Raw genomic sequence first — 26,323 nt, 5'->3', positions numbered from 1 at the left:
TATGCGAATAAATTTTAAAAATTTTGGTCTTTTGGAAGCTTTAGTAACTATGTCAGTCATCTATGTTGTTGGAATGCTTATATGGACAGCAAGTACCAGACCTGCGGTTGAGGCAAAAGCAAATCTGGTAAAAGAAAATCATCAAAAAGTAGTAGATTTTATAAATGGCGAAATAAATAATTGTGGAAATAATGATGAGGATAAGAAAACTATTTGGGGTGATGCCTGCAATGAAGAATGGATTTCATCAAAAATAGTAAACTATATAAATAATAATTTAAATATTGAAAATCCTTTTTCAACAGACTCAAAAGTAAAAACTGATCCAGATCCAAGAATTAAAGCCGAAGGAAAAGCAGGACAATCAGTAGAGATGGGAGTAATTTTTGTTATGTCATCAAATTTTTTATCTGAACCTGGTTCTGAATGGGTTGTGGGAACATGTTTTAAATCCCCATGTGTTGCAGCAGGTAACAACGAATTAACTTCGCTTTATAGATAATTAATTTTTGAAAACTTCAATTTTAGATTTACTCAAAGTCTCAGTTAAATATTTATAACCTATCTTTGCATACTCAAATGGATTAGCTTTTGCTGGATCTTGTTCAGCTTCTACTACCAACCAACCTGAATAATTATTCTTTTTTAAAACTTCAAATAATGGTTCGTAATCGATACAACCATCACCTGGAACAGTAAATGCACCTTCAAGAAAAGCTGCTCTAAAACTCAAATTTTCTTTTAAAGATTTTTCAAGAACATCTTTTCTTATATCTTTACAATGAACATGAAAAAGTCTCTCATTATAATTCTCTAATATCGATTTAGAGTCCCCTTTTGCAAAGAGCATATGACCTGTATCCAGAGTTAATTTAACGCTATCATGTGTATTATCTAAAAGTCTTTCTGTATCTCTTTGTGTCTCAATAATGGTGCCCATGTGATGATGATATGCTAATGGCATTCCTTGATCTTCAAGATATTTTCCCATTTCTGAAATTTTATTGCAAAATCCGTCCCATTCATCTTTTTCCATTTGAGGTCTTGTTGATAATTTTCGATTAGGATCTCCTTGAATTGATCCAGATACTTCTGCAAATACTATGCAGGGTGAATTACACTCTTTAAATAATTTTAATTGTTCTTGGATTAGTTTTTTTTCTTCCTCTACTGTATTTTTTCTTAAATTTGCTCCATACCAACCTGAGCAAAGTTGAAGATTAAATTGACTTAATTTTGGAAGTAATTCTGATGATTTTTTCGGAAATTTTCCACCAGACTCAATTCCAATGTATCCTGCTTGACTTGCTTCATCTAAACATTGTTCTAATGATGTGTCGCCACCTAGTTCTGGCATGTCATCGTTACTCCATGCAATTGGTGCTACTCCTAATTTTACTGACATAATAATTGTTTTTAGTTAAAATATCTTTTAATACAAATTTTAAATGATTGATATAGCTTTATTTGGTCTTGGAAGAATTGGTATTATGCATGGCAAGAATTTGATGCGTAATAAAGATTTTAATCTAAAATATGTTTATGATATCGATAAAAATTTAACAAACAAGTATTCAAAAATACTCAAAGCAGAGAGTGTTGATAATCCAAATATAATATTTAAAGATAAAAAAATTAGGGCTGTCTTTATAGCATCAACAACAAATACTCATATTAAATTTATTTTAGAGGGAGTTAAAAATAAAAAAATAATCTTTTGTGAAAAACCATTAGATTTAAGTATAGAAAAAATAAATGAATGTAAAAAAAAAATTAAAAACTTAAATCCAAAGATTCAGCTTGGTTTCAACAGAAGATATGATCCAGGTCATAACAACCTTAAAAAACAATTATTGAATGGTAAGATCGGAAAATTAGAAAAAATTATTATTACAAGTAGAGATCCTGCACCACCTTCAATTAGATATTTAAAAGAGTCAGGTGGAATATTTAGAGATATGATGATACATGATTTTGATTTAGTACGTTTCTATCTTGGAAAAGATGAACCCTTAAAATTAATTGCATCAGGTAGCAACATCTCAGATAAAAGATTTGATAAAATCAGAGACTTTGAGTTGGCATCGTGTATGATTCAATCTAAAAATGGTGTTCAGTGCATAATTACAAACTCAAGGCATTGTAGTTTCGGATATGATCAGCGTGTTGAAATATTTGGATCTAAAGGAATGATTATATCCGAAAACATAAGAGAGAACGAAACATCATTTTATTCATCAAATTCAACTTCAAACAAATCTCCTTTGCTAAATTTTTTTATTGAGAGATATAAAGATGCATATAAAAAACAATTGAATGATTTTTCAAAATTTATTAATAAAAATATTCGCCCACTTGCAGAATTTGAGGAGGGTAGACGTGCTTTAATAATGGCAAATGCTGCGAAAAAATCTCTCGGTTCTAAAAAGTTTGAAAAACTTACTTTCTAATTGAATCAACTAACACTAGAACACAACCTATCATCTTTACAACCAAATAATATTTTGATTAGATTTTGTTTTTAAAACTTAACTTTAATTAAAGGGGAACAATGAAAACAATTAAAAACTTTATTTTAGCTTTAGTTGCATGGGCTATGATGTCTGTGTCTGCTTTAGCTGTAGATATAATTGTAGTTTCTCACGGTCAAGCTAATGACCCTTTTTGGTCTGTTGCTAAAAACGGAGTAGATGCTGGATGTAAAGATATGGGAGTATCTTGTAAATATACTGCACCTGCTACTTTTGACATGGTGGAAATGGCAAAACTAATTGACAATGCTGTATCGCAAAAACCGAAAGGTATCGTGATTACATTACCAGATGCTGCTGCTTTAGGAAAATCTGTTAAAGCTGCAATTGCTGCTGGTATCCCAGTTATTTCAATGAACTCTGGTTCTGATGACTATGCATCTTTAGGAATAAGTGCACATGTTGGTCAAACTGAGTTTGAAGCTGGTGTAGGTGGTGGACAAAAAATGAAAGCTGCCGGTGGAAAAAAAGCATTATGTGTTAACCATGAAGTTGGTAACGTTGCACTAGATAGAAGATGTGCAGGTTTCAAAAAAGGATTTGGTGGATCAGTAGATATTTTAGGTACATCAAATGACCCAACAGAAATTCAAAAAGCCGTTGCTGCTAAATTAGGTGGTGGATATGACACTATCCTAACTTTAGGTGCTGGTTTATCTGGTGAAGCAGCTCTAAAAGCTTTAGAAGCTTCTGGAAAAGTTGGTAAAGTAAGACTTGGAACATTTGATATGTCTCCAAATATGTTAAAGGCTGCTGCTGCAGGAAAAGTAGAGTTTTTAATTGACCAACAACAATACCTACAAGGTTACCTACCTATTGCTATCTTTGGACAATACATGAGATGGGGAACAATGCCAGCTGGTATAGTAATGACTGGACCTGGATTTGTAACTCCTGACAATGCGTCTAAAGTTATAAAGTGGGCAGCTCAAGGTTATAGATAAAAGATAATTTAAAGGCCTGACTGAATATCAGTCAGGCCTTTTTTTTTGGCGTTTTTTAAATTATAGTTTTTTATGTCTGTAAAATCTCAAAGTATCGAATCTAAGAAAGAAACTGGAAAAGATGAAAGACTTAAAAAAATTTCTCCACTAAGAGTATTATTGAATAGACCTGAGCTTGGAGCTTTAGGTGGAGCAATATTAGTATTTATATTTTTTGGGATAGTTGCTGGTGACACAGGAATGTTTAGTGCTTATGGTACACTAAATTTTTTAGATGTGTCAGCAAACTTAGGTATCATTGCGATTGCAGCTGCTATGTTAATGATTGGAGGAGAATTTGATCTTTCAATCGGATCTATGATTGGGTTCGCTGGGATATGTATAGCTATTCCAGCAATTTATTGGGGTTGGCCATTGTGGACTAGTATTATTTTTGCTTTTGCGATGGCAGTATTGATTGGATATTTTAATGGAATAATGGTTGTAAAGTCTGGACTTCCATCTTTTATAGTTACGCTTGCAATGTTGTTTATCTTAAGAGGTGCTACTTTAGCAATTACAAGATTGATAACAGGTAGAACTCAAGTCCCAGGATTACGAGTATTAATTGAAGATGATCCAATAGCATGGATATTTGCCACTGATACTTTTCAATGGCTCTTCACCTGGCTTGGATCAATGAAGCTAATTGAATTAAGAACTGATGGAACTCCTTTAGCAACTGGTATCCCACCATCGGTAATATGGTTTATAGCTCTAACTTTATTTGCAACTTGGATACTTATGAAAACAAGATATGGAAATTGGATCTTTGCTTCAGGCGGAGACAAAGTAGGTGCAACAAATGTTGGAGTGCCTGTTGGAAGAGTTAAAATAAGTTTATTTATAGGAACTGCAGTTGCTTCAACTATATTTGCGTGTATTCAAGTTCTAGATGCTGGCTCTGCCGACACTATGAGAGGGACATTAAAAGAATTGGAAGCAATAGCTGCTGCAGTGGTAGGTGGATGTTTATTAACTGGAGGGTATGGGTCAGCTATAGGAGCTGCATTAGGCGCAATAATTTTTGGTACAGTTTCTATGGGTATATTCTATACAGATGTAGACACAGATTGGTTTAAAGTATTTTTAGGAGCAATGATGTTAATTGCTGTTGTATTTAACAATTATATCAGAAAAAAAGTTACGGAGACTAAATAATGTCCGAGTATTTAGTCCAATTTAATAATATCAGTAAATTTTTTGGAAAAGTAATCGCTTTAAAAGACGTTACTATGAAATTAAAAAAAGGAGAAATCATGTGTCTTTTAGGAGATAATGGTGCTGGAAAATCAACTCTAATCAAAACATTAGCTGGTGTTCATAAACCTGATGAAGGTGAGATTATTTTTGAAGATAAAAAAATTATTTTTGACTCACCAAGAGATGCATTGGATATTGGTATAGGTACAGTGTATCAAGATTTAGCTTTAGTTTCATTGATGAGTGTTACTAGAAATTTTTTTATGGGAAGAGAACCTCAAAAAGGTTTACCATTCTTTAAAACATTTGATATTGAAAAAGCTAATAAAATTGCTGCTGAAAGAATGGGTCAAATTGGTATTGATGTTAGAGATCCTTCTCAAGCAGTTGGGACAATGTCTGGCGGTGAAAGACAATGCTTGGCAATTTCAAGAGCAATATATTTTGGCGCAAAAGTTTTAGTTTTAGATGAACCAACTTCTGCACTAGGAGTTCATCAAGCCTCTATGGTTTTAAAATATATAGTTAAAGCAGCATCTCAAGGTTTAGCTGTAATATTAATTACACATAATGTTCATCATGCTTATCCAGTTGGAAATAGTTTTACGGTTTTAAATAGAGGTAGAAGCATGGGTACATTTAAAAAAGATGATATTTCAAGAGAAAAACTTCTAAGTATGATGGCTGGTGGTGAAGAATTAAATAAACTAGAAGTTGAATTAAAAGAAATGGATAGAATTGCTAGTAATTAATTTATTAATCATACTAGGAATTCCCAAAATACATATCTCGTCACAATTAAATTTGTTATAATTTTTTTTTAAAAAAGGAGAGATTAATTATGAAAGCATATATAATGGGAAATTATACTGCAAAAGCTTTTCAAGGATTTCTTAAAGATCCTACGAGTGACAGAAAAGCTGTAGTAGAACAACTAACAAAAGCTATGGGTGGTACAATGCACAGCATGGATATTGTAAGAGGGTCTTATGATTTTATAGTTGTTACTGACGTACCAAGTTTTGATGACTTTGCTGCAATTAAATTAGTTGTGGAAGCATCAGGTGCTGTTGAAAACCTAACAATTTTAGAGGCAATTGATTTTAGTAAAGCTACGTCTAAAGCAAGTAAAATCGGTTATAAAGCACCAGGTCAATAATTAAAGAGTTTATGTGAAAACTTCCAGCTGCGGACTGGAGGTAATTCATAGTTGATGATTGTTAAAGTTTAATGTGTTATCTTTTGATAATGCAAAAACTAAAAGACTCTTTTGGAAGAACCTTTCCTTATATAAGGTTGTCAATAACCGATGTCTGTAATTTTAAGTGTGGATATTGTTTGCCCGACGGTTATCAAGTTGACAAAAGTGATAATAGAAAATTTCTTCATTTAGATGAAATAAAACGTTTAGCTAAAGTTTTTTCAAAATTAGGTGTGTCTAAAATAAGACTTACTGGTGGTGAGCCGACAGTAAGAAAAGATTTTTTTGAAATAATAAAAGTTTTAAAGAAAGAGGCTAGAATAGAAAAAGTTGTAGTTACAACTAACGGCTATAATTTAGATAAAAAAGCAAAGATGTTAGTTGATAGTGGTATCAGTGGTATAAATATAAGTATTGATAGTTTAGATAGTAATATCTTTAGAGATATTACAGGTCATAATCGATTACCAGAAATATTACAAGGTATCAAAAATCTACAAGAACTTAATTTTACAAATATTAAAATTAACGCTGTTCTCTTAAAGAATATTAATGCAAGTGAGAAAGATTTTAATAATTGGGCAGAATTTATAAAAAAAAACGAAGTTGATTTTAGATTTATAGAGTTAATGAGGACCGGAGATAATTTAAATTATTTTAACAAATATCATATATCTGCAAAAATATTTAAAAATTACTTAAATAAAAATAATTGGATCTATCAAACTTTTGGCAAAGACGCAGGTCCTTCTTTAAATTATATCAATCCAAAATATAAAGGTAAATTTGGAATTATAGCTCCCTACTCCAAAGATTTTTGTAAAACTTGTAACCGTTTAAGAATTACTTCTAGAGGAGACTTAAGATTATGTTTATTTGGTAATACTGGAATAAACCTTAGGCACTTATTACAAAAAGATGATCAAACTAAAGAATTACAAGATTTGATAATGAGGCAAATGAAATTTAAAAAGGAGTCTCATTATTTAGAACTTGGTGAAACAGGTTTGACTAAAAATTTATCAACAACAGGTGGTTAATGTCAAAATTAAAGATTATAAATCAGGAAGAGCTTAAAGATTGGGCAAAAGAAATATTCAAAAAAAATTCTTTTAATATGGTTGATGTTTCTTCTAAGAAAGAAACATTTAGGAGAGCGTTAGCATCAGGAAAGATCTATGTTGGAAAAGAAGTTTTCAATTTAATCAATAATAAAAAAATGCCTAAAGGAGATCCTATCACTTTAGCTGAGGTGTCAGCAGTATTAGGTGTAAAAAAAACAAGTGAATTAATTCCCTTGTGTCATCCACTACCAATCGATCATACTGCTACTAAAATAATTATGAATGAAGTTGATAACTCACTAGAGGTTTTTTGTGTTGTTTCAGCTGTTGCTAAAACAGGAGTTGAGATGGAAGCTATAATGGGTGTTAACGCTGCATTAATAACAATTTATGATTTAAGCAAAATAGTAAATCCTCATCTAAAAATTGATAATGTTAAATTATTAATTAAGGAAGGTGGAAAAAGTGGATTATGGACTAATCCAGATGGATTACCTGAATTTCTTAAAAATATTTTTTAATATTTAATGTCTGTTTATTTAAGTTCTCAAAAAGTTATCAAAGATTGGATTGATTATAACGATCATATGAATGTTTCATATTATCTTTTAATGTTTGATAAATATGGTGCTGATACTCTTAATAATATCTTTAAAATGGGTGAGCACTCCGCAAAAACAACTAAAAAAAGTACAATGATTGTAGAGTCTCATATAACTTATAATCAAGAACTCCAACTAAATGATGAAGTTGATATTAATTGTGTTTTTTTTGATCATGATAAAAAAAGACTTCAATATAAAATGGAAATGATACATAAAGAAAAAAAATTCCTAGCCTCAACAATTGAAATTCTAGCTTTGTATGTAGATCTCAATGAAAGAAAAGTTGCCGAATTTGAGGAAGAAAAAGTAAAGATAATGGACGACTTTATAGATAAGAATAAATCTAAATTTAATAATGAAAATTTAAAGTTTTCATCTAAGCTTAAAAAATGAAAAAAATAGTTATCATCCTTACTTTGAGCTTATTTGCTTCAAGCAATGCATTTGCTGAGAGATTAAATTGGTTTTTTAGTAAGTGGCTTTCTGAAAACGGACATCATCAATATTTAAATGAGCAAGGATCTCACAATCTAAATATCAAAATAAAAAATAAAGCATTATCAGCTACTAATATTGCCTATCATTCAAACCCAAACAGAGATACGCTGATTTATTATTTATGGAAATATTCATATAGAGATAGAAGTCAACATTTAAAAGAGTTTAAACCGACAAATAGTTCCTACGATTTTAAATTCAACTTAATTGAAGATAAATTTGTAAAAAAGCAAATGAAAACCAAAGGTATCCTTAGTTATTTATATTATCAAGATGGTGAAGTATTAATTGATGAACTTTCTCCTAAAGAGAGACTGGGAGAGTTTTTGAATAATGAAACAAAATTTTACTCAATGTCAATGGGTAAGTCAGTAACTTCTTATTTAGTAGGTCACGCAATATGTGATGGTTATATTGATGGAGTTGATGCTAGAGTAAATGACTGGCCTATAATAAAAGATTCTCTTTATCATGATCAAAAATTAATTAATTTTTTAAATATGAATACTGGTGATCAAAAATACATCGATGAATTTGAAGATGGTACCAGTAAATTAGGTGCATATGAAGATAGAGATATTGCAACAACAATGCGCTCTTACTTTAACAACCAAAATACAAAAAAATCTAAGGAAAGATACAATTACAATGGATTTGTCACTCAGCTAATTTTAAACTATATGAAATTTAAAATTGGTGAAGATTATGACAAATTTTATAGCAAAGTTTTCAACGATAAAATAAAGATCAAAAATAGCATTCGTTATGGCTATACAAGTTTAAATGAAATTTGGGGAAATGGACATCCTAACATAATGGCAACGAGATTTGACTATCTTAGAATAGCTAAGGCTATAATGGATGATTATCAGAATGATACTTGTGTTGGAAAATATTTAAAAGAAATTTATAAAAGAAGAATACCAAAAGGAAGCAAAGAAAAAGAAGAGCCTGCATTTAATCGTACAAAATCATATGGGGGTCAATTTCATATGGATTTTCCAGGATTAAAAGACAAAATTATATTTGGCATGGGTGGCTATGGTGGGAATATGATTTTAATTGATGTAGAAAATTCAAGAATTCTGGTTGTTAATTCACTCCATTATAATAATGGACAATATAAATATAATCACAAAAAACTACTATTAGATCCATTTAAAAAAGGTAAAGAAATAAATTGAAAATTAAATTAGAACTATTTGGAGCTAGTAGAGATTTCAGTGATAAGGATCACTTAGAATTTAACCTTAAACATAAAGCTTCAATAGATGATTTAAGGAATGAGATCATAAAATATATAGACCAAAAATTTCAAGGTAATGAAAATTTTATCAAAGTTATAAAATCCTCAGCTTTTTGTTCTGAGGATAATGAAATAATTAGCGACAATTATAAAATCACAAAAGATCAAAAGATTGGTATTATACCCCCTATCGGAGGAGGTTAATGCTTCACACAAAAATAGTAGACTTAAAAAAAGAAAAGATACTTACTTCAAATGCTGAAAAGTTTATCAAGGACTCTAAATTTGGAGCATCAATTTATTTTTTAGGAACAGTAAGAAATACAAATGTGAATAAAAAAGTGACTGGAATAACTTATGATACTCATGATGAGATGGTTATAAAAAGTTTTAAGGACATTTACAATGAAGCAGATAAAGAATTAAACATCAAAGATAAAGCTGTATTTATAGAACACGCTAAAGGACATCTTAAATTAGGTGAAATAAGTATTATTATTGCTGTTGCTTGTAAACATCGTGATCAAGCATATGTGCTATCAAGATTTATCATTGAGGAGATAAAAAAGAGATCACCAATTTGGAAAAAAGAATATTATGAAGACCAAAAAAGTGAGTGGCTTATTGGAAAAAAATTGAATAAATAGATTTATGTATAAATTTTTTAATCATTTAGATCGAATGGTAGAGTTTGCATCAACAAAACAAAATCCTACAATATTAGAGTTTGGTGTACAAAGAGCGTTATCCACAAATAAATTTATTTCTTTTGCTGAAAAAAATAATGCCTCAGTATTGAGTGTAGATATTGAAGATTATAGCAATGTAAGCAAATCTTCCAAATGGAAATTTTTAAAATCAAATGATCTAGATATAGAAAATGTAATCAGTAATTTTCCAGAAATAAAAGAAACAGGATTAGATTTAATTTTCATCGATAGTAACCATGAAGATTTTCATGTTAAAGAGTTGTTATTGAAATATTTTAAATATGTTAAGAAAGATGGTGCAATATTTATTGATGATATTGACAACTATCCGCTTAGATTAAAAAAAGATACTCGAAATTCTATTGTTTATGATTTAACTCTTGATGCGATCAAAGAGTTTTACTATAGCAACATGAATCTTTGTTCTCTTAAAATATTCTTAGATAATCAAGAAAATGGTTTAGCGATGATACATAAAAAAGGAAATTTCGAAATTGAAGCAAATCCAATTAAACAGGTGTGGAATTACAATGGCTTTATAAAGATTATCTATCCGTTTTTGAAGAAAATAAAAATGATTTTGAGAAATTTTTTTAAAAAATGAAAAAATTTAAACATTCAGAGATAACTCCAGAAAAAGTTTACAAAAATAGAAGAAAGTTTCTTAAAAATTTGGGTTACGGTTTTAGTTCATTGTCTTTAAGTTTATTGCCATTTTCAAATCATAGCATAGCTAATAACAATATTTCTAATTTAACTTCTTTCAAAGATGTGACAACATATAATAATTATTATGAATTTGGCACAAGTAAGAGTGATCCTTATAGACGATCACAAAATTTTATCACTCGGCCGTGGAGTATTAAAATTGAAGGTGAAGTTGAAAAAACAATTGAATTACCAATTGAGGAAGTCTTAGCAATTCCGTCAGAAGAAAGAGTATTGAAACTTAGATGTGTTGAGGGTTGGTCAATGATAATTCCTTGGTTAGGATTTTCAATGAGTAAATTACTTAACAAAGTAAAAATTAAGTCATCTGCAAAATTTGTTGAATTTGAGTCAGTTTATAACCCGGAAGAAATGGTTGGACAAAGATATCCTATCTTAAACTGGCCATATATTGAAGGCCTTAGAATTGATGAAGCAATGCATCCACTTACAACTGTAGTAACTGGTTTATATGGCAAACCTTTGCCAAATCAAAATGGTGCACCTTTAAGAATATTCATTCCATGGAAGTATGGTTTTAAAAGTGCAAAAGCTATTGTGAAAATAAAGCTAGTAAAAAATATGCCTAATACAGCTTGGAAAAATGCTTCTCCAAGAGAATATGGATTTTACTCTAATGTAAATCCAGAAGTAGATCACCCAAGATGGTCTCAGGCCACCGAACGAGTTATTGGAGAAAGTATTTTAGCTCCAAGAGTGAAAACTTTAATGTTCAATGGTTATGGAGATGAAGTTGCAAATTTATATTCTGGCATGGATCTAAAAAAATACTTCTAATGACAAAATTTTTAAAGTCAGGAGTATTTATTTTAAGTATTATTCCATTTGTTTTTATAATGTATAAAATTATACTTAATAAGTTAGGCCCAGAGCCAGTAAAAGAAATAACTCATTTTACTGGAGAGTGGACTTTAATATTTATTTGCTTAACTTTGGCAATGAGCCCACTCAAAAAAATTACAAATTTAATTTTTTGGATTAAAATAAGAGGAATGTTAGGTCTATTTGTTTTTTTTTATGCAACTCTTCATTTACTTACTTATATCGGTATCGATTACAGATTTAATTGGAGCCCAATAATAGATGATATTATTAAAAAAAAATATATATATATTGGTTTTTCAGCTTGGCTATTATTGATTCCTCTTGCCTTTACATCATCAAAAAAAATGATGCATCTATTAAAACAAAATTGGAAAAAACTACATAAATCTATCTATATAATCGCAATACTTGGGATTTTGCATTTTATTTGGTTATCTAAAACAATATTTTTTAAACCATTGATTTATTTAGTAATTATAATTTTACTTCTGAGTTTTAGAATTAAGTTTAAAAAAGGTAATTAATTTTTCTTTTCATCGTTATCGACTACTAAGCAGATTTCAGATTTTGTTAAGAACCTCTTGCCTGTGCCATTATCTAATGAAAACATTCCACCAATACCTTTTACAGCATCAATAGTTAAATCTGTGTGTTTCCATTTTTCATACTGGTCATCATTCATATAAAATGGTACTCCACCAATTTCTCCTAATTTTACATCACTCGAGCCAACCATATATTCATTTCTAGGATAACACATTGGTGCACTCCCATCACAACATCCACCAGACTGGTGAAATAATAGTTCTTCTCCATGTTGAGCTTTAAGCTCTTCAATTAGTTTAAGTGCTGAACTGGTTGCTTTTACTTTCATAGAACTATGGCCCGTGATTCCTCACGAGCCATTATATATTAGATTATTTTTAAAAGAAGCCTAATTTCTTTTCACTGTAAGACACGTGAAGATTCTTCACTTGTCTGTAGTGGTTAAGCATCATTTTATGTGTTTCTCTTCCGATACCAGATTGTTTGTATCCACCGAATGCAGCATGTGCAGGATAAGCGTGATAACAGTTTGTCCAAACTCTACCTGCTTGTATTTCTCTACCCATTCTGTAAGCGATATTTCCATTTCTAGTCCATACACCAGCGCCTAATCCATAAAGTGTATCATTAGCAATTTCTAATGCTTCTGCTTCATCTTTAAATTTAGTTACTGATACCACTGGTCCAAAAATTTCTTCTTGGAAGATACGCATTGAGTTATTACCCTCAAAAATAGTTGGTTCAATGTAGTTTCCTTTTTCTAAACCACTATTGATTTTTGCAACATTTCCACCACATAGAACTTTAGCACCTTCTTTCTTACCTAAATCCAGATAAGATTTGATTTTTTCCATTTGTTCTAATGATGCTTGCGCTCCAATCATTGTTTCCATTTTTAGAGGATTGTCTTGCTTAACAGCTTTTGTTCTAGCAATAGCCTTTTCCATAAACTTGTCATAGATAGACTCTTGAACCAGTACTCTGCTTGGACAAGTACAAACTTCACCTTGGTTTAATGTAAACATCGCAAAACCCTCTAAACATTTATCAAAGAAATCATCATCTTTATCCATGACGTCTTCAAAGAAGATGTTAGGAGATTTTCCACCTAATTCCAAAGTGATTGGAATCAAGTTTTGTGATGCATATTGCATAATCAAACGACCAGTTGTTGTCTCACCAGTGAAAGCAATCTTTTTGATTCTTTTTGATGATGCTAGTGGTTTTCCAGCTTCTAAACCAAAGCCACTTACAACGTTAACTACTCCTGGAGGTAATAAATCTCCAATTAGTTCCATAAGTAACATGATTGATGCTGGTGTTTGCTCAGCTGGTTTCAGCACGACACAGTTTCCTGCTGCTAAAGCTGGAGCAAGTTTCCAAGTTGCCATTAATAATGGAAAATTCCATGGTATAATTTGTCCAACTACACCTAACGGTTCTGGAATGTGATAAGAATATTCACTGTTACTAATTTCAGCAACTGAACCTTCTTCTGCTCTGATTACACCTGCAAAATATCTCCAATGATCTATTACCAAAGGTAAATCAGCAGCCATACATTCTCTTATAGGTTTACCATTATCTAAACATTCTGCTGTTGCTAATACATTAAGATTTTTTTCAATTACATCAGCAATCTTAAGAAGAATGTTCGATCTTTCCGTAATTGAAGTTTTACCCCAAGTTGGGAAAGCTGCGTGAGCTGCATCCAATGCAGCGTCTACGTCTTTTTCATTTGATCGTGCAATCGAACAGATTACTTCATTTGAAATCGGCGATGTATTATCAAAATATTTTCCAGATTTTGGTTCTACAAACTTACCGTTAATGTAGTTCCCGTATTTTGACTTAAACGGGAATTTCACTTTCAAATGAGAAGTATCTAATACAGATGACACTTTCATAGCTTCTGCACTCATTTTTACTCCTCTTGTTTTTTTTATTGATTTAAGTTTATTATTTTTTCTAGATTTTTTAGAACGCTTCTTAGTCGCAGACTTTTTTGCCACAACCTTTCTTCTCGTTTTTATCTTTTTTCTAGATGATTTGGCCAACTTTACTTTTTTTTTCTTGGCCTTTGGCTTAGCTTTTTTCTTTTTCTTTTTAGCCATTAACTCATTAAACTAACAATTATTACTTGTGTCTATTTGTTAAAATTTAAATTTTCTACTTTTAATTGAATTAATACTATATCTTGTGCTTATTTTATAAGTCATTAATATTTTTTTTTATGAATAAAAATGAAAAAATAGAAATCCAGTCTGCAACTTTTGAAAGATTGTTAAAACATTTAAATGAAAGAAAAGATGTTCAAAACATTGATCTAATGAACCTAGCTAACTTTTGTAGAAACTGTTTATCGAGATGGTACAGAGAAGAAGCAGAAAAAAAAGGTGTCACTATTTCTGATCCTGAGGCAAGAGAACGAATTTATGGAATGCCTTATTCAGAGTGGAAAAGTAAATATCAAAAATAATTACTTTTCTTTTAATCTTGGGAATAGCTCCACAAAATTACATGGTTTGTGGTTAATATCTAGTTGATGTTTTAATATTCCATCCCAAGCATCTGTTACCCCACCTGAAGATCCAGGTAGAGCAAAAATATACTTACCATTCGAAAGTACTGCACAGGCTCTAGACTGAATAGCTGAAGTTCCAACTGTTTTTAAACTCAAATTTCTAAATATTTCTCCAAAACCAGGTATATGTTTTTCTGCTACTTCATCTAATGCCTCAGGAGTTATATCCCTACCTGTTAGTCCTGTCCCCCCTGTCGTAATCACTACATCAATATCTTTTTTACTAATCCACTCCTTTAAAATAAATATGATGTCGTCTTTATTGTCTTTGCAAATTTTTCTATCAATTAAATTGTGACTTGCCTCTTTTATCTTTTTCTCAAGAATATCGCCTGATTTATCATTATCAAAAGTTCTTGTATCTGTTACAGTTAATAAGGCTATATTAACACTCATAAAATTTTTTTTAATATGATTATATTATCAATATTTTTTTTTATAACAGCATTATTATATTCCAGTGTAGGTTTTGGTGGCGGATCTACTTATTTAGCTTTAATGCTAATTTGGGATATTCCATACTACATTTTTCCAGTAATAGCTTTATTTTGCAACATTATAGTAGTTTCAGGAAACTCAATTAATTACATAAGATCAGGAAATTTAAGTTTAAAATTACTTTTTCCTTATCTTATAGGATCCATACCATTTACATTTTTTGGAGCAACTTTACAAATCTCAAAAGAACTTTTTGAAATTTTGTTATTTCTAATATTGTTTGTTGCAGGAGTTATGCTTTTTATAGAGAGTAGAATTTTGAATAAAAGTGATTTTAAAATTAATGAATTTTCAAAAGTTTTTTCCATAATAATTGGATCTATAATAGGTTTTTTTTCAGGCATCGTTGGAATTGGTGGTGGTATTTTTCTTAGTCCTATACTATTTCTTCTAAAAGCGGGATACCCAAAACAAATAGCTTGTGCAGCCTCACTGTTTATTCTAATTAATTCTGTTTTTGGTGTTTTTGGACAGTTCACAAAAGATCTAGTGATAGATAACTTCTCAAAATTTTGGCTACTATTTTTGGCAGTTTTAATTGGAGGTCAAATTGGAAATTTTCTAAATATAAAATTTTTATCTAATAAAACGCTAGCTTTAATTACTTCACTATTAGTTATTTTTGTTGCTGCTAGAATGGGCTTGAGACTTTTTTCATAATCTTGATTTAATTATCTTTTACTATATTAGATAATATTATGAAAAATATCAAACCATTCGGTCCCTCTGTAGGTAAAACTAGATTATCAAAAAAATTTTTTGATACATTGAATAAAGAATTTGAGAAAAAATCAAAATTTAAAAAAATTGACTATGGCCCAAAGCTTGCAAGTCAAATAAATAAAGAAGTAAAAATATCCTCAAAATTTATCAAAGATAACTTAGAAAAAGAATTGAAGAAAATTATTATTAAGTTTTTATCAAATGAGAATATTAAGAATATAAAAAAAGTTAAGATTTTGAATCTATGGGTAGTTCGACAATTTAAGGGTGAATATAATCCTATACACTATCATGAAGGTGATTTGTCAGGTGTTGGTTATTTAAAACTACCCAGGAAAATGACAACTAACAAAATGGTTAAAAATAAAAAAATTAAAACTAACGGTACTATAGATTTTATAAATGGACAAAGAGGTTTTTTAAGTAAAAGTATTTATAATGTAATTCCTAAAATTGGTGATATGTATTTGTTTCCAAATTATTTAATGCATACTGCCTATCCTTTCAATGTTGAAGGTGAGAGAAGATCATTTTCTTTTAATGCTAAGTTGGTTTTAAAAAAATGAGAATGTTATGAACTTAAATTTTTTTAAAGAAACTAAAATTTTAGATGGAGGAATGGGTCAAGAACTTCTTGCAAGAGGAATGGAGCCAAATGGGACTTTATGGAGCGCTAATGCTTTGCTTAATGAAAAATATCATAATATGTTGTTAGAAACTCATATTGATTTTATTAAAGCTGGTGCAGAAATAATTGTAACCAATACTTTTACTACAAGAAAAAATAGGTTAAGGGATAACAAGGTTGAGGATAAATTTGAGTATTTAAATAAAAAAGCTGGTGAAATTGCCCAACAGGCAAAAAAACAATATCCTCACACTTTGATTGCTGGAGGATTGCCTCCTCAAAATTTCACCTACAAGGCAGATTTAAGACCAGAAAATGAGATCTATAATGATTTTTACAGTCAAGCAATAATCTTAAATCAATATGTAGATTTTTTTTATTTAGATGTTTTAAGCAGTGTTAAAGAATTTCAAATTGCAATCAACTGTATTAAAGAATTTAATAAACCATATCTTATTGGGGCACATATATCAGAAGGTAAAAGTCTTCCAAGTGGAGAAAAAATTTCTGAAATTATTACAAAAATTAATCATGTAAAATTACTTGGATTAATTTTATCATGTGTATCTCCAGAAAACTATGAGCTAAACATGGAAGAGGTAAAAAAATTAGGGGTTCCTTTTGGATTTAAATTGAATGGATTCATAGAGACAAATCCAAAACCTAATTACACTGACACTTATAATATAAGTAAAACTGGCAATCCAAATGAATTGTTAGGAAAACGAGAAGACTTAACTCCAGAGAAAATGTCTAGGTTTGCAAAAAAATTTAAAGATGCTGGAGCAACTATTATTGGTGGTTGTTGTGAAACTAGGCCTTCACACATAGAGGCTTTTTCAAAACTTATTTAATTTTCTTATAATTCGCTTTTCTAACAAAATAAATTCCAATGATAACTGCAATCAATGATACGATAATTTTAGCAGTAATTAACTCTTTTAAAAAAATGTAACTTAAAATAATGCCAAAAATAGGTATCAAATAAGAAACTTGGGATTGAAAAATCAAACCATTATTAACTAGAATTCTAAATCTCAAAAGCCAAGCTATTCCTGTTGAGACTAATCCAAGATAAATAACTGAAATAGTTGAATCTAATCTTGGAGTATAATGCAAAGGTGGTTCAATCAAAATTACAAGTGGAATTAAGATAATTGATGCCCAAATTAATATAGATCCTGTTACATTTTCATTTTTTTTCTTACTTATTTTTAATGTTAAAACTCCTCCAATTACATAACAAGTAGCTCCCAGAAGAATTAAAATAGCAGAAAAAAAGTTGTTTTCATCAATAAGTATATTATCTGAAAATAAATAAATTATTCCTGAAAAACCAATTAAAACACCTATTGTTCTTATCAAATTAAATTTCTCATTCTTGGTATAAAAATGACCCAAAACTGTTGAACTTAATGTAGTAGTTGACATCAAAATTGCAGCTAAATTACTTTGGACAGATTTAATTCCATATGCGATTAAAAAGAAAGGCGCAACCAAGTTTATAAATCCTATCATTGCAAACCAGTGCCAATCTTTAGTGAAAGCTTCAATCTTGATTTTTTTGTAATAACAAATTAATAAGACTGGCAAAGATCCAAAAAAAACTCTTAAAAATGCTATTGTTACTGGTCCGTAAGAGTAAGTTGCTATTTTGATATTAAAAAAGGCTGAAGCCCAAATTAATGCTAAAATGCTTAGCAATATATAATCAAACAATTTTGGTTGTTTCATTCAGTAATATCCTCGATTGATCCATTTGTAATACTTTGTAAATCTTTAAAATTGATTTTAAAAACACAATTGGGATGCCCAGCCGCGGCATATAAATCATTAAATCTACTAAGTGAATGATCAATTAATATCTCTATTTTATTTATATGACCAACTGGAGAAACCCCTCCAATAGTGTAGCCAGTGATGTTTTTTACATCTTCTGCTGATGCCATTGAAACATCTTTTTTTTTTAATAATTTCTTTATTTTATTAAGTGAAGCTTTTTGGTCACCCGCTATCAAATTTAATGTAAAAGTATTGTCAGTCTTGAAAAGTAAACTTTTTACGATCGCTCCTACCTCACAACCTAAAGATGAAGCTGCTTCTTGAGCAGTTCTTGCAGAGGAATTAAGGGTGATAACACTCAAACTAGGATCAAATTTTTTAAGTGATTTCTCCGCTCTTTTGACAGGTTCTTTATCTAGTAAAATCATTATTCAACTTTTAATTGTTAGTCATATTTAAGCAGTAATAGTACACTTATGTAAAATTTGCATAGGTGTTATTTACTAAAAGAACATTATTTATCAGTCTTTTTTTGGTAATACAACGCTCAGAATTATACAGGAGAGATTATGAGTGCAAGTGACGTTTTAAAATTTATTAAAGATAAAGAGGCTGAATTTGTTGATTTAAGATTCACAGATCCAAGAGGAAAACTACAACATTTAACCATGGATTCAACTGCTGTTGACGAAGATATGTTAAACGATGGTGTTTTTTTTGATGGATCATCAATTGCTGGTTGGAAAGCTATTAATGAGTCTGATATGATTTTAAAACCAGATCTGTTAAGATTTTTTCTTGACCCTTTTACTTCTCATAACACTGTGGTCCTATTTTGTGATATTTTAGATGCTATTAAAAAAACTCCATATGAAAGAGATCCAAGAGGTGTTGCTAAAAAAGCAGAAGAGTATCTAAAAGCCTCAGGCATTGGTGATAAAGCCTTTTTTGGTCCAGAGCCTGAATTTTTTGTATTTGATGATGTTAGAATTAAGAACGACATGAATGAGTGTGGTTTTGCACTTGATAGTAAAGAGGGACCTTATAATTCTGGAAAAGTATATGAAAATGGAAATATGGGTCACAGACCTGGAGTAAAGGGTGGTTATTTTCCTGTTCCTCCTGTTGATAGTGAGCAAGATATGCGTGGTGAATATCTTAAAAATTTAAAAGAAGTTGGAATTAAAGTTGAAAAACACCACCATGAAGTTGCTCCAAGTCAACATGAACTTGGAATGTATTTTGGAACTTTGGTGCAACAAGCAGACAATGTCCAACTTTATAAATATGTAGTACAAATGGTAACACATTCATTTGGTAAGACCGCAACATTTATGCCAAAACCAGTTGCTGGTGACAACGGATCAGGAATGCATACTCACCAATCAATTTGGAAAGGAGATACACCTGTATTTTCTGGAGATGCTTATGCAGGCTTATCTGAAACAGCTTTACATTACATAGGTGGAATTTTAAAACATGCTAAAGCAATTAACGCTTTTGCTAATGCAACAACAAATAGTTATAAAAGATTAATTCCTGGATTTGAAGCTCCAGTTCTTTTAGCATACTCAGCAAGAAATAGATCAGCATCTTGTAGAATTCCAATTACCTTAAGTAAAAAAGGTGCAAGATGTGAAATTAGATTTCCTGATGCATCAGGGAATCCTTATTTAACTTTTGCAGCAATGCTAATGGCGGGCATCGATGGAATTAAAAACAAAATACACCCTGGTGAGTCTTTTGACAAAGATTTATATGATTTACCTCCTGAAGAGGTAAAATCCATACCAACTGTATGTGGATCATTAAGAGAAGCTATGGAAAGTTTAGATAAAGATAGAGAGTTTTTAACGCAAGGTGGAGTATTTACTGACGATCAAATTGATGCTTATATCGCACTAAAGTTTGAAGAAATTCACAAGTTCGAACATGCTCCTCACCCTGTAGAGTTTGAGATGTATTACAGTTGTTAATTAATTATATTAATTACTGTTTTGTTGTAGCAATTGAATCTTTATTAATACCTTTTTTAACTACATAGTCCTGTGTACCATTGGCACCGGTTTCAACTTCTTTACGTAGATCTTTAAAAAAAGATTTTTCTTTTAAAGAGTCTTTAAGGCCTTTAACAAGATTTTTAAATTCAAACTTATTCATATGTATGTTATACACTAGATATGCATTTTAAGCAATACAGCTATGCAACTTATAGGATGCTATAAATTACCCTACTTTAAATGACTCTCCGCAGCCACAACGCTCTGTTTCATTAGGGTTATTAAATACAAAAGTAGAGGAAAAATTCTCTTTTTTATAATCCATTTCAGTACCTAACAAATACATGACAGCAGCAGAATCGATAAATACCTTAACTCCCTTATCTTCAATAACTTCATCACTAGGGTTCAATTCTTTTGAATACTCCATAACATAAGACATACCTGCACAACCACCCGATTTAACAGAAACTCTTACTCCTAATGCATCTTTTTCAGCATTGGACATTATTTCTTTAATTCTTTCTGCAGCATTATCACTTAATTTTATGATTTGGCTCATTATAAATTTAACTCCAATTTAGCAGCATCTGACATCATGTCTTTTGTCCACGGTGGATCCCAGACTAATTGCAAATCAACATCATCAATTTCTTCGACTTGCATAGCTCCCTCTTTAACTTCCTTAGGTAAACTTTCAGCAACTGGACAATTAGGTGTTGTTAATGTCATCTTAATTTCAGCTTTTCGGCCTATAACTTTTATATCATAAATTAAGCCAAGTTCATAAATATTTACTGGTAATTCAGGATCATAAATTTTTCTAATTTCATCTATAATTTTATTTTTGACTTCCATAAATATCAATCCTCTGTGCTTACTTGTTTTCCATCATTTTCCATTGCTGAGATTAACGTATGCCACGATAAAGTAGCACATTTAACTCTCATAGGATATTGTTTTACTCCAGAAAGACACATCAATTTTGTTTTATCATCCTCTTTTAAAATATTATTTTTAAGCTCAGGATTTTCTTTTATCATTCCTAAAAAATCTTCGATTATTTCTTTTGCTTCATTATCACTTTTTCCTTTTATCAAATCAGTCATTATCGAAGCTGATGCCATTGATATTGCACATCCGCTTCCTTCAAACGAAATACCCTCTACTTTTCTTTGATCATTTAACTTCAAATATACATGTACGTTGTCTCCACATAACGGATTATTTCCTTTTGCATCTTTATTAAAATTTTTTGTTTTTCCTAAATTTCTGGGATTCTTTCCGTGTTCCAGTATTATTTCTTGATATAATTCTTTTAGGTTCATTTTAGATCAAAAATTTTTTTACAATTATTAATTCCATCATTTAATTTATCTAAATCATCTTTAGTATTATAAACTCCCAAAGACGCTCGCGCACTTGCAGGAATACCTAATTTATCGTGAAGTATTTGACAACAATGATGACCAGCTCTTATAGCAACTCCAGTTTCATCTAAAATAGTTGCAATATCATGTGGATGAACTCCCTCAACAGTAAAAGATAAAACTCCACCTCGATCCTTTGGATTTCCGATTAGTTTCACAGAATTATTTTTTTGTAGAATTTCTTGTCCATATTCTATTAATTCCTTCTCGTGCTTAATTATGTTTTCAATTCCAATACCCTCTAAAAATTTTATTGATTCATCAAATGCAATTACTTGAGCTGTAGCCATTGTTCCAGCCTCATACTTATTTGGAAGTTCACCATAAGAGATTCTATCTTTTTTTACTTCATTTATCATTCCCCCACCTCCCTGATATGGTGGAAGTTGCTCTAACCATTTTTTTTTTCCATATAAAACTCCAAGCCCTGTTGGTCCATACATTTTATGACATGAGATAGCATAAAAATCACAATCTAAATCTTGCATATCTAATTTTAAATGAGGTCCTCCTTGACATCCATCTACTACAACAACAATACCTTTAGAATGTGCTAATTGAGTAATCTCTTTAATTGGTAAAACTGCACCAGTAACATTGGATAAATGAGTTATAGCTATTACTTTGGTTTTATCTGTAATTTCTTTTTCTATATTTTCAATCGGGATATCCCCATCTTCATTTATCTCTGCAAACTTTATTTTAATATTTTTTGATTTTCTTAAAAAATGCCATGGAACGTAATTCGAATGATGCTCTAATTCTGTAATTAAAATTTCATCATTCGGTTCCAAAATTGCTTGGCCTAGAGTATTAGCTACTAAATTCAAAGCTTCTGTCGCACCTTTAGTAAATACTATTTCATTTTTATCTTTGGCATTAATATACTTTTGCACTGAAGATCTTGTATTTTCATACAAATTAGTAGCTGCAACAGCCAAATAATGAATACTTCTACCTACATTTGAAAACTGTTTAGAGTAAAAATCATTAATTCTATCTAAAACTATTTTAGGTTTTTGAGATGAATTTGCACTATCCAAGTAAACTAAATCATTATTCTGAATTTTTTCATCAAAAATCGGAAATTCTTTTTTAATGTTATTTATGTTCATTCTTTTAATCCAATAATATTTTTAATTAAGTTTTTAATTTCTGAGTCTGTAATCTTTTCAACTACATCTAGCAAAAAACCATTTATTAAAAGTTTTTTTGACTGTTGATAACTTAAACCACGAGACATTAAATAAAAAATTGAATCTTCATTTAAACTTCCAGATGCAGATCCATGAGAACATTTTACATCATCAGCATAAATTTCTAATTCTGGTTTTGCATTAAACTCTGATGTTTCATCTAACAATATTGCTTTGCTGAGTTGATATCCATCAGTTTTTTGAGCTTTAGAATTTACAAATATTTTTCCCTGATAAGCAGATTTCGAATTTTTTCCAAGAACACTCTTTACAAGTTGATAACTTTTAGTGTTTTCAACTAAATGGTTTACTGTAGTTCTTATTTCATGTTGCTGATTTTCCTTTAATGAAAAAACTCCATTAATAAAAGCAGAAGAGTGCTCACCATTTAAATTGCAATTAATTTCATTTTTAGAATAATCTGAACCAGCAGATAATATAAAAGTTTCCGAAACACTGTTATTGCCCTGTTCAATGTTATTAAAAGAATATTTTAAATTATCATTTATAAATTTATCAATTTTATAATTTTTAAGAATTGAGTCTTTTAGTAAATTAAAATTATAGAAAATATTGATAAAATTTTTGTTTGTATTGTCAGTAAAAAAATCAATTAATCTTAAGCAACTATTTTCACCTAATTCAAAATCTAACCTCAAATTAATATTTGTTGATTTCATCTTATCATTTGTAGAATGATAAATTATTAGTGGTTTTTTTAAAGAATAATTCTTTTTCACAAAAATTTTAAAAACTTTATTTATAAATGCACTATTCAAATCAATTAAGGAATTTTCATAATCAAATAAAATACTTCTTTCAATCTCATCTTTAATTTCAATTTTATTTTGATCCTCATAATTAAAATCAATTTTTTCTATTCTTCCATTAATAAAAATAATCTTATTATGTTCTAAACCATCAACAAAAATAGAGGTATCAATTTTATTTGGCAATGAGTAATCATTAAAGAAGTTAAGATCACTAATATTTTTCTTAATAATCTGACTTATATCTAAAAACTTCCAATCTTCTTGTTTTCTATTTGGAAATCCATTTTCAATAAACTTTTTCAAAAAAAATTTTTTTGATTGTATTTCCTCGTTGGAAAATGTTGAGGTTTTAATTATTTTATCAAAATCTGACTGTAATTGTTCACTCATTTAATTAAAACTTTCGTAACCTTTTTTTTCTAATTCTATTGCTAATTCTGGTCCCCCAGATCTAATTATTTTTCCATTCATTAAAACATGAACAAAATCTGGTTTTATATAATCCAATAATCTTTGATAATGAGTTATTATTAAGAAAGAATTATCTTTGTTTCTTAAGGTATTAACTCCATCAGCGACTATTTTCAGTGCATCTATGTCTAGGCCTGAGTCTGTCTCATCTAAAATTGATAGTTTTGGTGCCAACATAGACATTTGTAAGATTTCATTTTTCTTTTTTTCTCCACCTGAAAACCCAACATTTAATTGTCTATTTAGTTTTTCTTCATCAAATTTTAATTCTTTAGCTTTTTCTTTTACGAGTTTTAAAAATTCAATAGCATCTAGTTCTTTTTCACCTCGTGCTTTTCTAATTGCATTTAAGGATGTTTTTAAAAATATATTCGTATTTACACCTGGAATTTCTAGTGGATATTGGAAAGCTAAAAATATTCCTTTATGTGCTCTTTCTTCGGTCTCAAGATCAAATAAATTTTTATTTTCAAATAAGATGTCGCCTGATACTTCATAACCTTTTTTTCCTGATAAAATGTTGGATAATGTACTTTTTCCTGAACCGTTCGGACCCATAATTGCGTGAACTTCACCAGGATTTATATTCAAAGAAAATCCCTTTAGTATGGATTTATTTTCAACATTTGCATTTAAATTATTTATTTTAAGCATTAACCAACACTCCCCTCTAAGCTAATTCCTACAAGTTTCTGGGCCTCTACTGCAAACTCCATTGGTAATTGTTGTAATACTTCTTTGCAAAAACCATTAACAATTAATCCTACGGCTTCTTCAGGATTAAGTCCTCTCTGTTGGCAATAATGTAATTGTTCTTCACTAATTTTTGATGTTGTAGCTTCGTGTGCAATATTTGAATCAAAATTTTTGTTTCTAATATAAGGTACCGTGTGTGCACCACATTTATTTCCCATTAATAAAGAGTCACATTGTGTGTAATTATTAGAATTTTTAGCTTTTGAATTAATATCTACTAGACCTCTGTAAGTCATATCAGAAAATCCAGCACTTATACCTTTAGATATTATTTTACTTTTAGTATTTTTTCCTAAATGAATCATCTTTGTCCCAGTATCTGCTTTTTGATGATTATTGGTAATTGCTATAGAATAGAATTCACCAATGGAATTATCACCTTTTAATATACAGCTTGGGTATTTCCATGTTATAGCTGAGCCTGTTTCAACTTGTGTCCAAGATATCTTAGAATTCTTCCCCTTACATAATCCTCTTTTAGTTACAAAATTGTAAATTCCTCCTTTGCCGTTTTCATCTCCCGGATACCAATTTTGTACAGTTGAGTATTTAATTTCTGCATTGTCTAAAGCAATCAACTCAACATTTGCTGCATGTAATTGATTTTCATCTCTCATTGGAGCAGTACATCCCTCAAGGTAACTCACATAACTTCCTTTATCAGCAATAATTAATGTTCTCTCAAACTGTCCTGTCTCTGATGCATTAATTCTGAAATAAGTCGATAGTTCCATTGGACACTTAACGCCCTCAGGAATATAAACAAATGATCCATCGGTAAAAACAGCAGAATTTAAAGTAGCAAAGAAATGATCAGTAACTGGTATTACTGTGCCTAAATATTTTTTTACAAGCTCAGGATGTTTTTGAATTGCTTCTGACATTGAGCAAAAAATTATTCCATGTTTAGTTAATTCACCTTTAAAGGTAGTTGCTACTGAAACAGAGTCAAATACTGCATCTACTGCAATTCCATTTAGTCTTGCTTGCTCTTGTAATGGAATTCCAAGTTTTTTATATGTCTCTAAAAGTTTAGGGTCAAGCTCGTCTAAACTTTTTGGTTTATCCTTCATACTTTTTGGTGCCGAGTAGTAGTATAAATCTTGATAATCAATTTTAGGATATTTTGGTTTTTGCCAATTAGGTTCTCTTAAAAGTTTTAACCGCTCATAAGCTTTTAATCTAAAGTCTAACATCCATTGTGGTTCTTTTTTAATGTTAGAAATAAACTTAATCACATCTTCGTTTAAGCCTTTTGGAGCTTTAATATTTTCTATGTCAGTAGTAAAGCCGTACTTATAATCTTTTAATTTTTCTATGTCTTTTTCTCTTGTATCCATT

At 30.1% G+C, this 26,323-nt stretch carries 34 protein-coding genes; 20 read left to right on the top strand and 14 right to left on the bottom strand.

Going from position 1 to position 26,323, the window contains the following annotated elements; translation table 11 throughout:
• Nucleotide 1: 1 nt before the first annotated feature.
• Nucleotides 2-502, top strand: coding sequence for a hypothetical protein (locus tag AMN95_RS04895; RefSeq protein WP_075522843.1), 501 nt, complete (start codon nt 2-4; stop codon nt 500-502).
• Here AMN95_RS04895 and iolE read toward each other — a convergent pair whose 3' ends face one another.
• Nucleotides 503-1,405, bottom strand: coding sequence for a myo-inosose-2 dehydratase (gene iolE, locus AMN95_RS04890; RefSeq protein ID WP_075522842.1), 903 nt, complete (start codon nt 1,403-1,405; stop codon nt 503-505).
• 43 nt (nt 1,406-1,448) lie between these two features.
• Here iolE and iolG point away from each other — a divergent pair, with 43 nt between their 5' ends.
• The 14 genes from iolG to AMN95_RS04820 all read left to right on the top strand — a co-directional run bounded on the left by iolG (nt 1,449) and on the right by AMN95_RS04820 (nt 12,119).
• The gene (iolG, locus tag AMN95_RS04885; RefSeq protein ID WP_075522841.1) at nt 1,449-2,450 is read left to right on the top strand and encodes an inositol 2-dehydrogenase; all 1,002 of its coding nucleotides are present in this window, start codon (nt 1,449-1,451) and stop codon (nt 2,448-2,450) included.
• 101 nt (nt 2,451-2,551) lie between these two features.
• Nucleotides 2,552-3,475 carry a sugar ABC transporter substrate-binding protein gene (locus tag AMN95_RS04880; RefSeq protein WP_075522840.1) on the top strand — a complete coding sequence of 308 codons (924 nt, stop codon included), beginning with the start codon at nt 2,552-2,554 and terminating at the stop codon, nt 3,473-3,475.
• A gap of 72 nt (nt 3,476-3,547) precedes the next feature.
• Nucleotides 3,548-4,675 (top strand): ABC transporter permease, encoded by a 1,128-nt coding sequence (locus tag AMN95_RS04875; RefSeq protein WP_075522839.1) that lies wholly within the window; start codon nt 3,548-3,550, stop codon nt 4,673-4,675.
• Nucleotides 4,675-5,469 (top strand): ATP-binding cassette domain-containing protein, encoded by a 795-nt coding sequence (locus AMN95_RS04870; protein ID WP_075522838.1) that lies wholly within the window; start codon nt 4,675-4,677, stop codon nt 5,467-5,469. The genes AMN95_RS04875 and AMN95_RS04870 overlap by 1 nt, the downstream gene beginning before the upstream one ends.
• An 89-nt stretch (nt 5,470-5,558) precedes the next feature.
• Nucleotides 5,559-5,876, top strand: a complete 318-nt coding sequence (locus AMN95_RS04865) for a GYD domain-containing protein (RefSeq protein WP_075522837.1) — start codon at nt 5,559-5,561, stop codon at nt 5,874-5,876.
• Nucleotides 5,877-5,965: 89 nt separating this feature from the next.
• A complete protein-coding gene (moaA, locus tag AMN95_RS04860) occupies nt 5,966-6,958 on the top strand; it encodes a GTP 3',8-cyclase MoaA (protein WP_075522836.1) in 993 nt (330 codons plus the stop codon).
• Nucleotides 6,958-7,503 (top strand): cyclic pyranopterin monophosphate synthase MoaC, encoded by a 546-nt coding sequence (gene moaC / locus AMN95_RS04855; protein WP_075522835.1) that lies wholly within the window; start codon nt 6,958-6,960, stop codon nt 7,501-7,503. Before moaA ends, moaC begins: the two co-directional genes overlap by 1 nt.
• Nucleotides 7,504-7,509: 6 nt before the next feature.
• Nucleotides 7,510-7,980 carry a thioesterase family protein gene (locus tag AMN95_RS04850; protein WP_075522834.1) on the top strand — a complete coding sequence of 157 codons (471 nt, stop codon included), beginning with the start codon at nt 7,510-7,512 and terminating at the stop codon, nt 7,978-7,980.
• A complete protein-coding gene (locus tag AMN95_RS04845; RefSeq protein ID WP_075522833.1) occupies nt 7,977-9,269 on the top strand; it encodes a hypothetical protein in 1,293 nt (430 codons plus the stop codon). Before AMN95_RS04850 ends, AMN95_RS04845 begins: the two co-directional genes overlap by 4 nt.
• Nucleotides 9,266-9,535, top strand: coding sequence for a molybdopterin biosynthesis protein MoeD (locus tag AMN95_RS04840; protein WP_075522832.1), 270 nt, complete (start codon nt 9,266-9,268; stop codon nt 9,533-9,535). Before AMN95_RS04845 ends, AMN95_RS04840 begins: the two co-directional genes overlap by 4 nt.
• Nucleotides 9,535-9,978 (top strand): molybdopterin synthase catalytic subunit, encoded by a 444-nt coding sequence (locus tag AMN95_RS04835; RefSeq protein ID WP_075522831.1) that lies wholly within the window; start codon nt 9,535-9,537, stop codon nt 9,976-9,978. Before AMN95_RS04840 ends, AMN95_RS04835 begins: the two co-directional genes overlap by 1 nt.
• A 4-nt stretch (nt 9,979-9,982) precedes the next feature.
• Nucleotides 9,983-10,645 carry a class I SAM-dependent methyltransferase gene (locus AMN95_RS04830; protein ID WP_075522830.1) on the top strand — a complete coding sequence of 221 codons (663 nt, stop codon included), beginning with the start codon at nt 9,983-9,985 and terminating at the stop codon, nt 10,643-10,645.
• Nucleotides 10,642-11,547, top strand: a complete 906-nt coding sequence (msrP, locus tag AMN95_RS04825) for a protein-methionine-sulfoxide reductase catalytic subunit MsrP (RefSeq protein WP_075522829.1) — start codon at nt 10,642-10,644, stop codon at nt 11,545-11,547. Before AMN95_RS04830 ends, msrP begins: the two co-directional genes overlap by 4 nt.
• The gene (locus AMN95_RS04820; RefSeq protein ID WP_075522828.1) at nt 11,547-12,119 is read left to right on the top strand and encodes a protein-methionine-sulfoxide reductase heme-binding subunit MsrQ; all 573 of its coding nucleotides are present in this window, start codon (nt 11,547-11,549) and stop codon (nt 12,117-12,119) included. Before msrP ends, AMN95_RS04820 begins: the two co-directional genes overlap by 1 nt.
• On the opposite strand, the gene AMN95_RS04815 is transcribed toward AMN95_RS04820, so the two are convergent.
• Nucleotides 12,116-12,469, bottom strand: a complete 354-nt coding sequence (locus AMN95_RS04815; protein WP_075522827.1) for a DUF779 domain-containing protein — start codon at nt 12,467-12,469, stop codon at nt 12,116-12,118. The genes AMN95_RS04820 and AMN95_RS04815 overlap by 4 nt on opposite strands.
• 49 nt (nt 12,470-12,518) lie before the next feature.
• The gene (gene adh / locus AMN95_RS04810) at nt 12,519-14,048 is read right to left on the bottom strand and encodes an aldehyde dehydrogenase (protein WP_075522891.1); all 1,530 of its coding nucleotides are present in this window, start codon (nt 14,046-14,048) and stop codon (nt 12,519-12,521) included.
• A 326-nt stretch (nt 14,049-14,374) separates the two neighbouring features.
• On the opposite strand from adh, the gene AMN95_RS04805 reads away from it, so the two are divergent.
• A complete protein-coding gene (locus tag AMN95_RS04805) occupies nt 14,375-14,620 on the top strand; it encodes a DUF1244 domain-containing protein (protein ID WP_075522826.1) in 246 nt (81 codons plus the stop codon).
• Here the strand turns inward: AMN95_RS04805 and AMN95_RS04800 are convergent, their stop codons facing one another.
• Nucleotides 14,621-15,121, bottom strand: a complete 501-nt coding sequence (locus AMN95_RS04800; protein ID WP_075522825.1) for a molybdenum cofactor synthesis domain-containing protein — start codon at nt 15,119-15,121, stop codon at nt 14,621-14,623.
• Between the two features lie 15 nt (nt 15,122-15,136).
• On the opposite strand from AMN95_RS04800, the gene AMN95_RS04795 reads away from it, so the two are divergent.
• Genes AMN95_RS04795 through AMN95_RS04785 form a run of 3 tightly spaced genes read left to right on the top strand, consistent with a single transcriptional unit; the run spans nt 15,137 to nt 17,428 of the window.
• Nucleotides 15,137-15,883, top strand: a complete 747-nt coding sequence (locus tag AMN95_RS04795) for a sulfite exporter TauE/SafE family protein (RefSeq protein ID WP_075522824.1) — start codon at nt 15,137-15,139, stop codon at nt 15,881-15,883.
• 38 nt (nt 15,884-15,921) lie between these two features.
• Complete coding sequence (locus AMN95_RS04790; RefSeq protein WP_075522823.1) at nt 15,922-16,512, top strand: putative 2OG-Fe(II) oxygenase; 591 nt, start codon at nt 15,922-15,924, stop codon at nt 16,510-16,512.
• Between the two features lie 7 nt (nt 16,513-16,519).
• Nucleotides 16,520-17,428, top strand: coding sequence for a homocysteine S-methyltransferase family protein (locus tag AMN95_RS04785; RefSeq protein ID WP_075522822.1), 909 nt, complete (start codon nt 16,520-16,522; stop codon nt 17,426-17,428).
• Here the strand turns inward: AMN95_RS04785 and AMN95_RS04780 are convergent.
• The gene (locus tag AMN95_RS04780; protein WP_075522821.1) at nt 17,421-18,308 is read right to left on the bottom strand and encodes a DMT family transporter; all 888 of its coding nucleotides are present in this window, start codon (nt 18,306-18,308) and stop codon (nt 17,421-17,423) included. The two genes, AMN95_RS04785 and AMN95_RS04780, sit on opposite strands and share 8 nt — an antisense overlap.
• Nucleotides 18,305-18,784 carry a YbaK/EbsC family protein gene (locus tag AMN95_RS04775; protein ID WP_075522820.1) on the bottom strand — a complete coding sequence of 160 codons (480 nt, stop codon included), beginning with the start codon at nt 18,782-18,784 and terminating at the stop codon, nt 18,305-18,307. Before AMN95_RS04775 ends, AMN95_RS04780 begins: the two co-directional genes overlap by 4 nt.
• Nucleotides 18,785-18,925: 141 nt before the next feature.
• Here AMN95_RS04775 and glnA point away from each other — a divergent pair, with 141 nt between their 5' ends.
• Complete coding sequence (glnA, locus tag AMN95_RS04770; RefSeq protein ID WP_082256672.1) at nt 18,926-20,332, top strand: type I glutamate--ammonia ligase; 1,407 nt, start codon at nt 18,926-18,928, stop codon at nt 20,330-20,332.
• Between the two features lie 13 nt (nt 20,333-20,345).
• Here glnA and AMN95_RS05665 read toward each other — a convergent pair whose 3' ends face one another.
• From AMN95_RS05665 to sufB, 8 genes are all read right to left on the bottom strand, one after another.
• On the bottom strand, nt 20,346-20,516 hold the full coding sequence (locus tag AMN95_RS05665) for a hypothetical protein (protein ID WP_179850354.1): 171 nt from the start codon (nt 20,514-20,516) through the stop codon (nt 20,346-20,348).
• Between the two features lie 66 nt (nt 20,517-20,582).
• Entirely contained in the window at nt 20,583-20,918 is a 336-nt protein-coding gene (locus AMN95_RS04765) for a HesB/IscA family protein (RefSeq protein ID WP_075522818.1), read from the bottom strand.
• On the bottom strand, nt 20,918-21,214 hold the full coding sequence (locus tag AMN95_RS04760) for an iron-sulfur cluster assembly protein (RefSeq protein ID WP_075522817.1): 297 nt from the start codon (nt 21,212-21,214) through the stop codon (nt 20,918-20,920). The genes AMN95_RS04765 and AMN95_RS04760 overlap by 1 nt, the downstream gene beginning before the upstream one ends.
• A gap of 5 nt (nt 21,215-21,219) precedes the next feature.
• A complete protein-coding gene (sufU, locus tag AMN95_RS04755; RefSeq protein WP_075522816.1) occupies nt 21,220-21,684 on the bottom strand; it encodes a Fe-S cluster assembly sulfur transfer protein SufU in 465 nt (154 codons plus the stop codon).
• Nucleotides 21,681-22,901 carry an aminotransferase class V-fold PLP-dependent enzyme gene (locus AMN95_RS04750; protein ID WP_075522815.1) on the bottom strand — a complete coding sequence of 407 codons (1,221 nt, stop codon included), beginning with the start codon at nt 22,899-22,901 and terminating at the stop codon, nt 21,681-21,683. Before AMN95_RS04750 ends, sufU begins: the two co-directional genes overlap by 4 nt.
• Nucleotides 22,898-24,145, bottom strand: a complete 1,248-nt coding sequence (locus AMN95_RS04745) for a SufB/SufD family protein (RefSeq protein WP_075522814.1) — start codon at nt 24,143-24,145, stop codon at nt 22,898-22,900. The genes AMN95_RS04750 and AMN95_RS04745 overlap by 4 nt, the downstream gene beginning before the upstream one ends.
• A complete protein-coding gene (gene sufC / locus AMN95_RS04740) occupies nt 24,146-24,880 on the bottom strand; it encodes a Fe-S cluster assembly ATPase SufC (protein WP_075522813.1) in 735 nt (244 codons plus the stop codon).
• Entirely contained in the window at nt 24,880-26,322 is a 1,443-nt protein-coding gene (gene sufB / locus AMN95_RS04735) for a Fe-S cluster assembly protein SufB (protein WP_075522890.1), read from the bottom strand. Before sufB ends, sufC begins: the two co-directional genes overlap by 1 nt.
• Nucleotide 26,323: the final 1 nt, after the last annotated feature.

The organism is Candidatus Pelagibacter communis, from assembly GCF_001180185.1.
Lineage (GTDB): Bacteria > Pseudomonadota > Alphaproteobacteria > Pelagibacterales > Pelagibacteraceae > Pelagibacter > Pelagibacter ubique_F.
This window is presented reverse-complemented; position numbering and strand designations above follow the sequence as displayed.

Bases quoted from the DNA above. Each gene is read 5' to 3' on its own strand.
- AMN95_RS05665 (WP_179850354.1), bottom strand. From the start codon at position 20,516: ATGAATAAGTTTGAATTTAAAAATCTTGTTAAAGGCCTTAAAGACTCT.
- AMN95_RS04880 (WP_075522840.1), top strand. From the start codon at position 2,552: ATGAAAACAATTAAAAACTTTATTTTAGCTTTAGTTGCATGGGCTATG.
- AMN95_RS04795 (WP_075522824.1), top strand. From the start codon at position 15,137: ATGATTATATTATCAATATTTTTTTTTATAACAGCATTATTATATTCC.
- AMN95_RS04895 (WP_075522843.1), top strand. From the start codon at position 2: ATGCGAATAAATTTTAAAAATTTTGGTCTTTTGGAAGCTTTAGTAACT.
- msrP (WP_075522829.1), top strand. From the start codon at position 10,642: ATGAAAAAATTTAAACATTCAGAGATAACTCCAGAAAAAGTTTACAAA.
- AMN95_RS04765 (WP_075522818.1), bottom strand. From the start codon at position 20,918: ATGAGCCAAATCATAAAATTAAGTGATAATGCTGCAGAAAGAATTAAA.
- AMN95_RS04830 (WP_075522830.1), top strand. From the start codon at position 9,983: ATGTATAAATTTTTTAATCATTTAGATCGAATGGTAGAGTTTGCATCA.
- moaA (WP_075522836.1), top strand. From the start codon at position 5,966: ATGCAAAAACTAAAAGACTCTTTTGGAAGAACCTTTCCTTATATAAGG.
- AMN95_RS04745 (WP_075522814.1), bottom strand. From the start codon at position 24,145: ATGAGTGAACAATTACAGTCAGATTTTGATAAAATAATTAAAACCTCA.
- glnA (WP_082256672.1), top strand. From the start codon at position 18,926: ATGAGTGCAAGTGACGTTTTAAAATTTATTAAAGATAAAGAGGCTGAA.
- AMN95_RS04835 (WP_075522831.1), top strand. From the start codon at position 9,535: ATGCTTCACACAAAAATAGTAGACTTAAAAAAAGAAAAGATACTTACT.
- AMN95_RS04870 (WP_075522838.1), top strand. From the start codon at position 4,675: ATGTCCGAGTATTTAGTCCAATTTAATAATATCAGTAAATTTTTTGGA.
- AMN95_RS04875 (WP_075522839.1), top strand. From the start codon at position 3,548: ATGTCTGTAAAATCTCAAAGTATCGAATCTAAGAAAGAAACTGGAAAA.
- AMN95_RS04815 (WP_075522827.1), bottom strand. From the start codon at position 12,469: ATGAAAGTAAAAGCAACCAGTTCAGCACTTAAACTAATTGAAGAGCTT.
- AMN95_RS04750 (WP_075522815.1), bottom strand. From the start codon at position 22,901: ATGAACATAAATAACATTAAAAAAGAATTTCCGATTTTTGATGAAAAA.
- AMN95_RS04785 (WP_075522822.1), top strand. From the start codon at position 16,520: ATGAACTTAAATTTTTTTAAAGAAACTAAAATTTTAGATGGAGGAATG.
- iolG (WP_075522841.1), top strand. From the start codon at position 1,449: ATGATTGATATAGCTTTATTTGGTCTTGGAAGAATTGGTATTATGCAT.
- AMN95_RS04775 (WP_075522820.1), bottom strand. From the start codon at position 18,784: ATGATTTTACTAGATAAAGAACCTGTCAAAAGAGCGGAGAAATCACTT.
- AMN95_RS04850 (WP_075522834.1), top strand. From the start codon at position 7,510: ATGTCTGTTTATTTAAGTTCTCAAAAAGTTATCAAAGATTGGATTGAT.
- AMN95_RS04805 (WP_075522826.1), top strand. From the start codon at position 14,375: ATGAATAAAAATGAAAAAATAGAAATCCAGTCTGCAACTTTTGAAAGA.
- AMN95_RS04820 (WP_075522828.1), top strand. From the start codon at position 11,547: ATGACAAAATTTTTAAAGTCAGGAGTATTTATTTTAAGTATTATTCCA.
- AMN95_RS04800 (WP_075522825.1), bottom strand. From the start codon at position 15,121: ATGAGTGTTAATATAGCCTTATTAACTGTAACAGATACAAGAACTTTT.
- AMN95_RS04780 (WP_075522821.1), bottom strand. From the start codon at position 18,308: ATGAAACAACCAAAATTGTTTGATTATATATTGCTAAGCATTTTAGCA.
- iolE (WP_075522842.1), bottom strand. From the start codon at position 1,405: ATGTCAGTAAAATTAGGAGTAGCACCAATTGCATGGAGTAACGATGAC.
- AMN95_RS04790 (WP_075522823.1), top strand. From the start codon at position 15,922: ATGAAAAATATCAAACCATTCGGTCCCTCTGTAGGTAAAACTAGATTA.
- sufC (WP_075522813.1), bottom strand. From the start codon at position 24,880: ATGCTTAAAATAAATAATTTAAATGCAAATGTTGAAAATAAATCCATA.
- adh (WP_075522891.1), bottom strand. From the start codon at position 14,048: ATGAAAGTGTCATCTGTATTAGATACTTCTCATTTGAAAGTGAAATTC.
- sufU (WP_075522816.1), bottom strand. From the start codon at position 21,684: ATGAACCTAAAAGAATTATATCAAGAAATAATACTGGAACACGGAAAG.
- moaC (WP_075522835.1), top strand. From the start codon at position 6,958: ATGTCAAAATTAAAGATTATAAATCAGGAAGAGCTTAAAGATTGGGCA.
- AMN95_RS04865 (WP_075522837.1), top strand. From the start codon at position 5,559: ATGAAAGCATATATAATGGGAAATTATACTGCAAAAGCTTTTCAAGGA.
- AMN95_RS04845 (WP_075522833.1), top strand. From the start codon at position 7,977: ATGAAAAAAATAGTTATCATCCTTACTTTGAGCTTATTTGCTTCAAGC.
- AMN95_RS04760 (WP_075522817.1), bottom strand. From the start codon at position 21,214: ATGGAAGTCAAAAATAAAATTATAGATGAAATTAGAAAAATTTATGAT.
- sufB (WP_075522890.1), bottom strand. From the start codon at position 26,322: ATGGATACAAGAGAAAAAGACATAGAAAAATTAAAAGATTATAAGTAC.